3 protein-coding genes are annotated in these 14,411 nt (G+C 48.1%); 1 reads left to right on the top strand and 2 read right to left on the bottom strand.

Going from position 1 to position 14,411, the window contains the following annotated elements:
- Nucleotides 1–33 precede the first annotated feature (33 nt).
- A complete protein-coding gene (locus tag IDJ77_RS14730; RefSeq protein ID WP_191189734.1) occupies nucleotides 34–10,746 on the bottom strand; it encodes a cadherin-like beta sandwich domain-containing protein in 10,713 nt (3,570 codons plus the stop codon).
- 684 nt (nucleotides 10,747–11,430) lie between these two features.
- Between IDJ77_RS14730 and IDJ77_RS14725 the strand changes: the two genes are divergently transcribed.
- Nucleotides 11,431–14,190 (top strand): TonB-dependent receptor, encoded by a 2,760-nt coding sequence (locus IDJ77_RS14725; RefSeq protein WP_191189733.1) that lies wholly within the window; start codon nucleotides 11,431–11,433, stop codon nucleotides 14,188–14,190.
- Nucleotides 14,191–14,268: 78 nt separating this feature from the next.
- Here the strand turns inward: IDJ77_RS14725 and IDJ77_RS27845 are convergent, their stop codons facing one another.
- Complete coding sequence (locus IDJ77_RS27845; RefSeq protein WP_262892796.1) at nucleotides 14,269–14,394, bottom strand: hypothetical protein; 126 nt, start codon at nucleotides 14,392–14,394, stop codon at nucleotides 14,269–14,271.
- Nucleotides 14,395–14,411 lie beyond the last annotated feature (17 nt).

Genomic DNA, 14,411 nt, shown 5'->3' with positions numbered 1-14,411 from the left:
TCCGGAGCCTTTGCCAATGCTATGATGTAAATTTTACCTGATTATTGTTACTGAGCCCGAGCGTACGCCCTGGCCGTGTTTCAGATCGATGATATAGTAATAGGTATCCGGAGCTAAAAGCTTGCCGTTGAAGGTACCATCCCATGCAATACCGTAGCCTACAGAATTAAACACCTGCTGCCCGCCGCGGTTGAATATTTTAACCGTACAGTTGGGGTACAGGTTGATATTGGCAAGCACCCAGGTATCATTATAACCATCGCCGTTAGGTGTAAATACATTTGGCAGTACCGCGCTAAACGACGCCCTTGTAACCACAATGGTATAGCGTTTTACATTTGTGCCATCTTCAGCAGTTACCACAACAAATATTTGGTTAGCGCCATCGGACAGTAAAATATCACCGGATGATGCGCCGCTGGCAACCGGCACACCGTTTATAGTGATCTTGGCGTTAGCCTCGCTTGATATAGCTATTACGTTGGTTTTGGTAACGCTGCTTTGTACTGTTGCAGCGTACGAGTAGGTGGTACGGTTAAACGCAGGGTTTAGCTCGCCTTGTGTTAACGCCAACGAGGACAGGCTGGCATCTGCCGATGGAGGCTGCACCTCGCGGGTTACCACTACGGTATAGGTTTGGGATGATGTACCATCTGCCGCAGTTACCACTACGGTGATAGTGTTTTGCCCTACCGCAAGGTCTACAAAGCCGGATGATGAGCCGTTGGTCACCGTTGTGCCATTTACCGTAACCGTTGCGGTGCCGTCGCTAAGCGATGGGGTAATTTTTACACGATTGATTTCAAACGGAACCGTTGAGGTGTAATCTACTGTGCCGGATGCAAACGCGGGCGATAAAGTTCCCGCGCTTAACTGCAGATCGCCCAGGTTGGCATTGTTGGAGAATGCACGGTGGATAGTAATGGTATAGGTTTTAATTGTACCATCCTGTGCGGTTACCTCTACAGCTACAGGGTTATTGCCCGGCGCTAATTGTATCGTTGCCGATTCTGTACCGCTGGCAAGTGGCTGCCCCGCCACTTTGATAGTTGCATTGGCATCGCTTACGGTTGGTGTTACCGTTGCGGTTAGCGTTGTATTACTTACATTAACCAAATATCCCGGCGTAGTCGGCGAAAAGCCCGGGCTTAAGGCACCCGCGTTAGATATGAGGTTAGAGAGGTCGGCATTGGAAGAGCGCTGACGGGTAACCGTTACTACATATTGCTTTTGGGTATTATCCTGCGCAGTGACCGTGGTAGTAATGGTATTTGGGCCCAGGACTAAAGGTATAACGGCAGATGCTGTTCCGCTGGCAACGGCTGTGCCATTTATTTTAACGGTAGCCGTTGCATCGCTTACCGTTGGTGTAAACTTAATACCCGTTACCGTATTAACAACCGATATCGTGTAAGCCTGTGTTCCTGGTGCAAACACCGGCGATAGAGTACCTGCATCCGGCGCGAGGTTGGTCAGGTCGGCATTGGATGATGCTTCGCGGGTGGCAACTATGGTGTAGGTTTTAACAGTTCCATCCTGGGCCTTTACCACTACGGTTATGGTATTGGAGCCTACCGTTAGTGGTAAGGTGCCCGATGCTGTACCAGGTGTAACAGTAGCGCCGTTAACCGTAACCGTAGATGTAACATCACTTGTATTTGGCGTTACGGTAATGCCGGTATTTGCATTGCCAATGGTGGTGGTGTAGTTAATAGTACCCGGTACAAAAGCTGGGCTAAGCGAACCACCACTTACGGTGATACCGGCAAGATCCGCATTAGACGAAGGCGCCCTGGAAATAGTAACCGTGTACGTTTTTGTATTACCTGCCTGCGCTTTTACTGTAACAGGGATAGCGTTTGGCCCCACATTCAACGGGATATCCGGCGAAGCTGTACCACTTGTCACCGTAATGCCGTTCACAGTTATGGTAGCGGTTGCATCACTTGTGGTTGGTGTTAATTTTATAGTGCTGATGGTATTATTTACCGTAGCGCCGGTATAAGAAACCGTGTTGCTTGCAAACGCAGGACTTAGTGCGCCCGTGTTTGCAGTAAGGTTAGACAGATCGGCGTTAGCAGATGCTGCACGTGTAACCACAATGGTATAAGTGTTGGTTACACCATTTTGCGCCGTAACTATAGCGCTGATAGTATTTGTACCAACCACCAGGCTTATCGGCGCCGATGACGTCCCGCTGGCTACCGCTACGTTATTTACCTTAACCGTTGCGGTTGCATCAGCCACCGTTGGTTTAACGGTAAGGCTTGTGGTAGCATTGCTAACCGATGCCGTATAATCATTAATACCAGATTGAAATGCCGGCGTTAAAGTGCCGGCGCTGATGGCAAGATCGCTCAGGTCGTTTTCTGAGGATAGCGCCCGGTTCACAATAACCGTATAAGTTTTAACGGTTACACCATCCTGCGCGGTTACTACTGTTTTGATAAAATTATTACCAACTGCTAAGACCACCGGTGCAGATGCCGCGCCACTTGCCGAAGCTACACCATTAACCGTTATGGTGGCGGTATTATCTGCCAGTACCGGCGTTAAACTCAGGCTGGTAACGTTATTGGTAACAAGCATGGTATAATCAAATATGTTTGTGCCGAAGCCCGGGCTATAGTTGCCTGTGCTAACTCCAAGCGCTGTTAAAAACGCGTTGGAAGACGGTGCGCGGGTTATTGTAGTGGTATAAACCTGTGTTGATACCCCATCCTGCGCGGTAACGGTAGTGGTAATAACATTCGGGCCAACAACCAGTGCAATAGGCCCCGATGCCGCACCACTCGCCACGGTTACACCATTCACCTTCACGGTTGCATTGGGTTCGTTTACCGTTGGTGTTAGCGTTACCGAAGTTATCGCGTTAGCAACCGAAGCTGTATAACTTGTAGTAGCAGCTGCAAAGCCGGGCGATAATGTACCGTCGCTCAATACGATGTTACTCAGCGTAGCATCAGGCGATGGCGCGCGCGTAACTGTTATAGTATAGGTTTTTGTTGTACCGTCCTGCGCGGTAACCAGGGTAGTAATTACATTCGGCCCAACCAACAGCGGGATACTGGCCGAAGGGCTTCCGCTTGCAACGGCGGCGCCATTTATTTGCAGGGTAGCATTTGGTTCGCTAACGGTAGCGGTTACGGCGATACCCGCGGTAGCATTACTAACCGACGCGGTATAACCAACAGTACCGGCAGCAAATACAGGGTTAAGTGTTCCTGCGCTCAGGCTCAGGTTGGCAAGGTTGGCATTTGGCGATTTCGCCCTGTCTACCGTTACGATATAGGTTTTGGTTGTACCGTCCTCTGCGGTTACCAAGGTTGTGATCACGTTTGAGCCGACGGCTAAATTTATATCCGTTGATGCCGTGCCGCTGGCAACAGTGAGGCCATCTACCTGCACAGTAGCCATTGCATCGGCCACAGTAGGCGTTACTTTAATAGTTGTAATGGCATTGCTCACCGCAGCGGTATAGCTGATGGTTCCTGCCGCGAATACCGGGTTAAGCGTTGCGGTGCTTAGCGTAAGGTTTGCCAGGTTAGCATTAGGCGATTGTGCCCTGGTTACAGTAACCGTATACGTTTTTGGTGTACCGTCCTGCGCGGTTACCACAGTGGTTATTACATTAGGCCCAACAACCAACGGCAATGCTGCCGAAGCGCTGCCGCTTGCCACAGTTACCCCGTTTACTTTAACGGTAGCATTAACTTCTGCCACGGTTGGGGTAAGCCTGATGGTGTTAACGGCATTACCCGCGGCGGCAGTATAAGTTGTTGTGCCGGCAGCAAATACCGGGTTAAGCGTACCTGTGTTCAGAGTTAAGTTAGCGAGGTCGGCATTTGGCGATGCAGCACGCGTTACCGTAACTGTGTAGGTTTTTGTAACACCGGTTTCGGCGGTAACAATTGTGGTGATGGCATTCGGACCAATATTCAACGGAATGGCAGCCGAAGCAGCGCCGCTGGCAACAGTTACCCCATTCACTTTTATTGTTGCCGAAGCAACTTCAGTGGTGGGTGTTAACTGGATGGTATTTATCGCATTACTAACAGCTGCGGTATAGTTTATTGTACCGGCCACAAAAACCGGGTTCAATGTACCCGCACTTAGCGTAATATTGGCCAGGTTGGCATTTGTAGATAGCGCCCTGTTTACTGTTATGGTATACGTTTTTATAGTTGTACCATCCTCCGCAGTAATAATAGTGGTGATGATATTTGCACCGCCGTTCAGGTTTATTGCACCAGATGCTGTTCCACTGGCAACCGTGGTACCGTTTACCGTTATGGTAGCATGAGATTCGGTACTTGTTGGGGTTACACTAATGCCGGTAGTGGTATTAGGTACAGATACGGTGTAAGCAGGCGTAGCTTGCGCAAAAGCCGGTGTTAACGTACCTGTGCTAACTGCCAGTGAGGCCAGGTTTGCATCTGTAGAAGCAGCCGGCATGGCCCTGTTTACGGTAACGGTATAGGTTTTAACTGTAGCATCCGCCGCTGTTACCTGTACGGTAATAGCATTATCGCCGACAACCAGTGGTACGGTGCCCGATGCCGAGCCACTGCTTACGATGGTTCCATTCACCCGTATTACAGCTCCCGCATCACTCCTGGTTGGTGTAACACTGATGCCGGTTGTAGTATTACCAACATGCACGGTATAATCTACAACAGCGGACGCAAAGGTGGGCGATAAAGTACCCGAACTGGCGGTTAGGTTAGCCAGATCCGCATTGGACGACAGCGCCCTGTTCACGGTTACGGTATACGTTTTTGTTGTGCTGCCATCCTGCGCGGTTATAACGGTTGTAATAGTATTTGCACCCACAACCAGCGGTATAGTACCCGATGCAGAACCACTTGCTACAGCAGAACCATTAACGGTAACCGTAGCATTAGGTTCGTTAACAACAGGCGTCAGTGTTACGCTGGTTATCGTATTGCTTACCGAAGCGGTATAAGTGATAGTACCCGATGCGAATACAGGCGCGATAGTTGCCCCGTTTACGGTTAAATTACTTAAGGTAGCATCTGCCGAACCTGCCCGCACAACGCTTACTGTATAATTTTTGGGAGTGCCATTTTCGGCCGTAACCGTAACGGTCACTGCGTTGGCACCTACCGCCAACGGGATATTCTGCGATGCAGTACTGTTAACAACGGCTATGCCGTTTACTTGTACCGTCGCGTTGGCGTCACTTAATGTTGGTGTAAAATTTATAGTTGTAACCGCGTTGCCCACCGGAACGGTGTAAGCAACGGTACCACTTGCAAATACAGGGCTTAAGGTACCTGTGCCCGGAACAAGGTTGGTCAGGAAAGCATCGCCTGATGCCGCCCTGTTAACGGTAACCAGGTAATTTTTTGTAGTACCATCTGCAGCGGTAACCAATATGTTTATGGGGTTACCACCAACTGTTAAAGGTATCGGCTGCGATGCTGTACCACTTGTAACTGCTGTACCGTTAACTGTAATGGATGCATTAACATCATTTTGTACAGGTGTTACGGTTATACTGTTTAAACTGGTTACCGTAACGGTGTAGTTAGCGTTTGCAGCAGTAAAAGCAGGCGATAATGTACCCGCGCTCAGGGTTAGGCCAGACAGATCAGCATCTGATGAAGCCGCCCGGGTAATATCAACGGTATAAGTTTTGGTGGTTACACCATCCTGCGCGGTCACTACCGTAGTGATGGTATTTAAGCCCACACTCAAATTTATGGGTACTGAAGCGCTTCCGCTTGTAACTGCCACGCCATTTACGGTTATGCTGGCCGTAGCATCGCTTACTGTTGGGGTTAATGTTGTAGATGTTGTGGCGTTACTTACAGCCGCGGTATAAGAGAGTGTTCCCGATGCAAATGCGGGGTTGATGATCGCAGAGCTTAAAGTAAGGCTTGCCAGATCCGCATTGGCTGATGGTGCCCTGGTAATATTGGCAGTATAGCTGGTCACCGTAATCCCATCCTCGGCAGTAACCGTGGTAACAACAGCGTTTAACCCAATATTTAACGGTATGGATGTTGACGCGCTGCCGCTGGCAACCGTTACACCATTCACTTTCACGGTAGCATTGGCATCAGTGGTGGTGGGCGTTATGGTGGCGCTGGCTACACCGTTGGCAACAGATACCGCGTAGGTTAACGTAGCCGGATCAAATACCGGGCTTATCGGGCCCGCACTGGTTGCCAGCGCTGCCAGGCTTGAAACCGCAGATGGGGCACGGGTAACCGTAATGGTATAGGTGTTAATAGTTACACCGTCTTCGGCTGTTAGCTGTACAGTGATATTATTATTGCCCACAACCAATGGCACCAATAACGATGATGTGCCCGTTGCAACAACGGTATTATTTACTTTTATTACCGAATTAGCATCCGCGCTTGTTGGCGTTAAAGTGATCCCTGTAGTTGTATTGTTTACCGCCGCGGTATAAACGGTAGTGCCCGAAGCGAATGCCGGAGATAAGGTGCCGGCGCTTATACTTAGTGCAGACAGGTCCGCATTGGTTGATGAAGCCCTTGTTACCGTAGTGGTGTAGGTTTTTGTTGTACCATCTTCGGCTGTTACAACCGTTGTGATAACATTTGCCCCCATGTTTAACGGGATGTTTGCAGATGGTGTACCACTAACAACCGTAACACCATTTACCTTTATAGATGCCCCCGCGTCGGCCTGGGTTGGCGTAATGGTAATGCTTGTAGTGGCAACACCTACCAAACTTGTGTAAGATATGGTTGCAGGATCGAACGCAGGCGATAATGTGCCCGCGCTTAAGCTGAGGCCGGCCAGGTTTGAGTTGTTTGATGCAACCCTGGTGATATTTGTGGTATAGGTTTTAGTTGTTGCGCCATCGCCGGCAGTAACAACTGTTGTAACAACGTTTAAACCGGCATTAAGCAGTATTGCAGCCGATGCCGAACCACTGCTAACCGCTACGCCATTTACTTGTATTGTAGCGCTAACATCAGATGTGGTTGGCGTTACTGTAATACTTGTAACGCTATTGGTTACCGAAGCGCTGTAAACTAAAATACCGGCCCCAAAAGCGGGCGATAAGGTCCCCTGGCTTAACGCCAGTGCCGAAAGATCCGCGTTTGTGGATGCTGCCCTGTTAACGTTAAGGGTGTAAGTTTTAAGCGTAACGCCATCCTGCGCTGTTACAACGGTTGTAATAACGTTTGCACCAACATTTAGCGGGATGGTAGCCGATGTTACCCCATTAGCAACAGTAACACCGTTTACTTTTATAGTAGCCGTGGCATCGGCAGTGGCTGGCGTTATAGCAATACCGGTTACCGTATTGGCTACGGCAGCTGTGTAAGTTAAGGTAGCAGCATTAAACACGGGCGTTAAGGTACCATCGCTCAAACCCAGCGAAGCCAGATCGGCATTTACCGATGCTGCCCTTGTTACCTGTATGGTGTAGGTTTTGTTATTGCCATTCTCATCGGTTACTATGGTGGTAATGGTATTAAGCCCAACCGTTAAAGGAATAGCGGTTGATGCTGCTCCGCTGGCAACTGCAGCGCCGTTTACCTGTATGGTGGCCAGGCTATTGGGGCTGGTTGGCGTAATTATAAAGCTGGCTGTAGCGTTGCTTACCGCTGTTGTATAATTAACTGTACCCGAGGTGAATGCCGGGCTTAACGTACCTGCACTTACGGTTAAACCAGATAGATCGGCATTTGGTGGTGCCGGCGCCCGGGTTACATTAAGGGTATATGTTTTTTGGGTAACACCATCAGTGGCCGTAACCACAATTGAAATGGCATTTGCACCAAGCACGAGCGGCACCGGGGCGGAAGCTGCACCGCTTACTACAGCTACGCCGTTTATTTTGATGTTGGCCGCCGGTTCCATGGCTGTTGGCGTAATAATGATGCTTGTTTTTGTAACACTGGCACTATAAGTTGTAGTTGCCGAGGCGAATGCCGGCGATAAAGTGCCAGGATTAAGCGTAATGTTACTTAAACGCGCTTCGTTGGTTATGTTGATTATTCGTATAGTTATGTTAGAAACACTGCTGCCGCCAAGGTTGTAAGCAGTAATTTTATAACTGCGGCTTGGCGTTACAGTTGTTGGCTTCCCGCTGATAATACCTGTTTTATTATCAAATACAAGCCCGGCTGGTAAAAAATCGTGGGGGTAAATGCCATAGCCAAGCGTTTCAATTTTACGCACAGCATTGTTTCCATAATCTGCCACAAACAAGTGCCCGTTTTGGTCTGCAGCCACACCCAGGGGGTAAGAGAAGCTTGACAACATGCCGTTACCGTTCAACAACCTGTACTGTCCATCCCCGGCAAAAATGGTTACTTCGCCGGAAGGTGTGATTCTCCGAATTTTGCTGTTAGCCGCATCGGCCACGTATATGGTACCAATGGGGTCAACAGCAACTGCCGCAGGCGAATCAAATGCCGCGGCGGTTCCGGTACCGTCAATTTCCCCGGCGGTTCCCCTGCCGGCAAATGTACTTACCTGCCCTGCCGGTGTTATTTTTCGTATCACCTGGCCCAAAAGATCGGCCACAAACACATTCCCGTCGAAATCGCTGGCAATGCCTATCGGCACTGTAAAAGTTGCCGACGAACCCGGACCATTTACTGACCCGGTTGCACCTGTTCCGGCAAGTGTGGTCACCTGCCCGTCGAGCGTTCTTTTGCGGATAAGTTTATTATCCTGATCGGCTATGTATAAATTCGATAAACCGTCTACCGCTACGCCCGCAGGAGTAGCAAACTCCGCGTCGGCATCGGCACCGTTCAAATTTCCATAATTGCCCGCATAACCCGCAACTGTGCCAAGCGTTCCTGTTGGCGATATTATCCTGATCTTGTTATTCCCCGATTCAGCGGCATAAATATTGCCTTGTGCATCGGAGCCCAGCCCGGTTACATTTTTTAAATTGGCAGCCGCCGTTACAAAAACTGATACAGCTCCCGCCGGCGTTATTTTGCGTATTTGCTTGGTTCCATCAGCCACATAAACATTACCGGCAACATCTGTAGTTATACCCCATGGCGCAGAAAATCCCGTTGCAAACGTAGTTACTTGCCCATAACTTATGGCAGGTACCGCGCCACCTGTATTGGTAGGCGCCAAATTTGGTATAGTTACATTTACAGGAAAGTTATTAGTAGTATTATAAGATATAACGGGGCCGGCAATAGCCACCTTTGCCCTAACTACCGATACCAAATAATTACCCACTGTTAACCCGTCTTCGGCAGTTACCTTTATAGTGATATCGTTATTTCCTAAGTTTAAAGGGATGGTATTAGATGCTGCTCCGCTTGCCAGCGATACGCCATTCACCGTTAACGATGCCTGCGGATTAATTAAAACGGGAGTAACCGTAGTACCTGATTCACTATTGGCAACATTAATAACATACCTTTTGCCGGTTGCCACAAAGGCAGGGTTTATACCGCCAACACTTGCTGTTAAACCACTAAGCGTAGCATCTGTAGATGGCAGCCTTACCGCAATGCTTATCGTTTTGCTGCTGCTTCCTGCATCATTATAAGCAGAAATGGTGTAATTAGCTGCCGCAGTAACTGCGGTAGGCGTGCCGCTGATAATGCCGGTGGTAGGATCGAAAACCAGGCCCGCAGGCAAAATTTTATCAATGTAATAGCCTTTGGTTATCGCTTTGCGTATAGCGTGTGTACCATTATCCGAGGTGTATAAATTACCAGCCGGGTCTATGGTAATGCCTAACGGGAAACCAAACACCGCATTTGTACCTATCCCATCTACCCTGTCAAAATTGCCATTATTGCCTGCAAAGGTAGTAACATTGCCGGCGGGGGTAATTTTACGTACAAGGCTATTATACGAATCGGTTACGTATACATTTCCGTTTGCATCCACCGCAATATCGCCGGGGTTGCTAAACCTCGCGGCGGTTCCATTGGCATTGGCAAAACCCGCGGTACCGTTACCTGCAAGGGTACTTACCACGCCACCCGGGGTTACTTTCCGTATCGCACTGTTATTAAAATCAGCTACGTAAACATTGCCTGCAGCGTCAACAGCCACCCCAAATGGGTTTTTGAACCTTGCCGTAGCAGGCGCACCGTTAGCAAGACCGCTTGAGCCACTGCCAGCCAAAACACTTACAACACCTGCACTAATTTTGCGTATCTGGTTGTTGTTGAAATCGGCAACGTATATATTACCCAACAGGTCAACCGCTACATCCTGCGGATTGCTGAACGATGCTGTTAACGCAGGCCCATTTACAGCACCGGGGCTGCCGTTGCCAGCTATAATGGTTACAACCCCTGCCGGCGTAACCATTTTTATTAACTGGTTCCCGGTATCAGCTATGTAAATATTGCCGGCCGCGTCAACGGCTATCCCCGCGGGAGACGATAGGCCCGATGTTGGCACCGTAGTTACTACCCCTGCAGGTGTTATTTTGCGGATGGCGTTGTTGCCGTAATCCGCCACATAAATATTACCGGAAGCATCGCTTGCTATAGCATATGGACTATCGAAACGTGCGGCTAAGCCTGTGTTATCTACAAAACCCGCGGTTCCGTTCCCGGCCAGAGTTGTAACCTCGCTATATGCGGTATTGGGCACCGCGCCACCCGAATTGGTGGGCGCAAGATTTGTAATGGCTTTACCAAGCACAAAAACCTGCGGGCTTGGGTAAGAAATGTCAGGAGCCTGCGCAAAACCTGCCGCAGCAATTATTAATAAAAAACCAAAAAGTAAAAGTTTCTTCATATTATCAAATCCATCGGCGCGCCGCCAAATTATTACCGCCATTTAAATAAGGCGCATACATTTTAAAATGTGTAAATGCCTTTTTGCCTGTACCATCTAGAAAATAGCCCAACAAATACCATATTAAAATTTTGTGCAGATCGCCCGTAGCAGATAGGCTGCCTGATGATAATTATACTGGCGTAGAAAGAGAGGGGCTCCACGTACATCAGCAAAGAAATTTTAATAGTTATTAATTAGAGCTGTTAACTTAAAAATAATAATTTTCTTTTACTTGCTTAGCCCTTGCAATACAAGGCGGGGGTAATAAACTAATAATGAGAAATTTATAGGGGAAAAATACAATTATTATTTCTATTATCAAAACTATAAGATATATGTGCCTTGTAAATGCTTCATTGTCAATATCATACTTTTAGTTGCCAGTATTTATCATTTTATCAATAAAACCTGGGGCTATAAACTTCGGGTATCATCCGTTTGCTCAGGTATTTTCTCCCGATATTATTGTTCCCGGGTACGATAATAGCTACAATGCAGTCGAACCTAAAAATTACCATTTTAATAATAATTGGCATCTAATTTTTTATTAATAACAATAAATTAACACCCGCAGTAAATCATATACAATAATTGTTACCTTACGTTTAAATTAACGCAAACTTTAACCCCTACTACAGTTTTATGAAGAAAACGCTACTCTTTATTGCCTTGTTATTTTTTATTACGGGTACGGCCCTCGCCCAAAAAATAACAGTTACCGGTACCGTTACCGGGTCGATAGATAATTTAACAATGCCCGGCGTAAGCGTGCGGGTGAGCGGCAGCACCATAGGTACCAGTACCAATAAAGATGGTTATTTTTCTATTTCGGCACCATCTGCCGCCGAACTGGTTTTTAGCTACACCGGCTACAAAACGCAAACAGTACCTGTAAGCGGCAAAACCGTTATCAATGTTGTTTTGGTAAGCGATGTTTCGCAGCTAAACGAGGTTGTGGCTATTGGTACCCGCTCTGCCGGTCGCGTAAAGCTGGAAACCGCGGTGCCGGTTGATGTAGTTAATGTAAGTAAAGCTGCTGCTTCTACAGGCCGACTGGATCTTACCGACATATTAAACTATGCTGCACCATCCTTCAATTATAACAAACAATCCGGCTCGGACGGTGCCGACCACGTGCAACTGGGTACGTTAAGAGGCCTTGGCCCCGATCAAACCCTTGTGCTGGTAAACGGCAAACGCCGCCATTCCACCGCATTTGTTGCCGTATTTGGCACGCGCGGTCGCGGTAACTCGGGCGTAGACTTAAGTTCTATCCCAACCGCCGCTATCGACAGGGTGGAGATCCTGCGCGATGGAGCATCCGCCCAGTACGGTTCTGATGCTATTGCGGGTGTTATCAACCTGGTTTTAAAGAAAAACACCAACGTATTTACCGTGAACGCCGGATACTCGGGTTATTACGACCCTGCTTTTAACACTGGTAAAAGCGTAGTTGCAGGTTACTACCCACATGCAGGCACCATAGATGGCAAAGGCCTTACTATTGATGCCAACTACGGGTTTGATATTGGCAACAACGGTGGTTTCTTCAATATTACCGGCGAGTATGCCCAAAACGATAAAACCTTCCGCCAAACGCACGATACCACTACCTCTAACCCTGCCGCCCTGCCCATAAACCCATACCGCCGTGCAAATGGCGATGGCTCTGGCAAAAGCGGAACAGTATTCTTCAACAGCGAAATTCCGCTGGCAGGTACACAAACAACCTTTTACAGCTTTGGCGGTTACAGCTATAAACCTTCAGACGCTTATGCCTTTACCCGTAACCTATCGGGCAGGCCCGAGCGTTTCCCTGTGGATTACGCTAAATCTACCGATATCATCTTCACCACGCCAGATGGAGATTCTTACTACAACCCTATCATTCAAACCCATAATACCGATGTATCTTTTGCTGCCGGGTTTAAAGGCACCGTTGGCGATGGCTGGGACTGGGACCTCAGCAATAACACCGGTAATAACAAATTCCATTTTTTTGGGGATAAAACCTTTAACGCTTCGCTGGGGGCTTACAAAACCCATTTTGACGATGGAGGTTCGGAATTTTTACAGAACACAACCAACTTAAACGTTAACAAACATTTTAGCAAAGTAGCATCGGGCCTGAACTTTGGTTTTGGCGGCGAGTTCCGCTACGAGCGTTATAAGATCTTCGCCGGTGAGGACGCTTCTTACCGCAACTACGACCCAACGGGCACACAGGCTGCAGGTTCGCAGGGTTTCCCGGGGTTCCAACCGGCAGATGAAGCAAACGCCAACCGTAAAGTTGCCGGTGTTTATGTAGATTTTGAGCTTGATGTTACCAAAAAATGGCTGGTTGACTTCGCCAACCGTTACGAGCATTACAGCGATTTTGGCTCTACCTTTAACACCAAATTTGCAACCCGTTATAAGGTAACCGATAACTTTAATATCCGCGGCTCGGCAGGTACAGGTTTCCGTGCGCCATCATTACAGCAGATAAATTACAGCAACACCTTTACCAACGTACAGGGTGCTATTGTATCTGAAGTTAAGATTGCACCAAACTACAGCCCTATTACCAAGGCAGCAGGCATCCCTAACTTAAAACAGGAAAAATCTAAAAACGCCGGCTTAGGTTTCACTTACAAGCCTATCCCCGAGTTAAGCTTTACAGTAGATGGTTACATCATTAAGGTAACCGACCGTGTGGTGCTATCGGGCCAGTTCAGCGCATCAGATCCTACGCTCGATCCATCTTTTACCAATGCTTTAAACAGCCTTAGCGTAAGCGCCGCGCAGTTTTTTGCAAACGCCGTAAATACTACAAACCGCGGTTTGGATGTGGTGATAGATTATAGCAAAACAGTTGGCGCCAATCGCTTTAAAGTATTGTTTGCGGGTAACTTCCAAAGCATGGATATTGATAAAGTAAACTACCCTGCCATATTAGGTACTACGCCTGCGCTGCAAGCTACCTTCCTGAGCGATCGCGAAAAGAAGTTTATCCTGGCATCGGCTCCGCCGCAAAAATTCACCTTAAACCCCGAGTATGGGCATAAAAGCTTTACCGTAGGTACTCGCTTTACCTACTTTGGTAAAATAGACCTGCTGGGTTACGGCGATGGCAGTACCCTTAGCCCTACGGTACCTACCGATGATGGCTCGGCACAATTGGCCGATCAGTACATCTACAGCGGCAAGGTAACCAGCGACCTGTATTTTTCTTACAAAGTGAGCAAAACCACCCGTTTTTCGCTTGGTGCGGATAATGTTTTTAATGTACACCCCGATCTTGCTTACGTAAAAGGAGCAAAGGGATGGGCTTACAACAACGAACCATCGGGCCCGTTTGATGCGGTGCAGATGGGTGGCAACGGTCGCCGCTTTTTTGCGCGTGTGGGCTTCACCTTTTAATTAATACCTGGCCCATATATTACAAAGCCGCCCTGTTTTACGGGGCGGCTTTTTTTCTTCGATTTACTTAATTATTAGCTAATGGTGCTGGTGAAATTGTATTCGTTCCAGCTTGCCGTTTTCGTTAATGGCGTACTCTGCGTCGTGTGTATCGGTGTCTACTTTTAATGCAGATACAGGTTTGGGTTTAGCTTTACGGGGCATCAAGGGAATTATTATTA

Origin of the sequence: Mucilaginibacter pankratovii (genome assembly GCF_014773265.1) — a bacterium.
GTDB lineage: Bacteria > Bacteroidota > Bacteroidia > Sphingobacteriales > Sphingobacteriaceae > Mucilaginibacter > Mucilaginibacter pankratovii.
This window is presented reverse-complemented; position numbering and strand designations above follow the sequence as displayed.

Coding starts and splice junctions, on each gene's coding strand:
- IDJ77_RS14730 (WP_191189734.1), bottom strand. CDS start 10,746: ATGAAGAAACTTTTACTTTTTGGTTTTTTATTAATAATTGCTGCGGCA.
- IDJ77_RS14725 (WP_191189733.1), top strand. CDS start 11,431: ATGAAGAAAACGCTACTCTTTATTGCCTTGTTATTTTTTATTACGGGT.
- IDJ77_RS27845 (WP_262892796.1), bottom strand. CDS start 14,394: ATGCCCCGTAAAGCTAAACCCAAACCTGTATCTGCATTAAAAGTAGAC.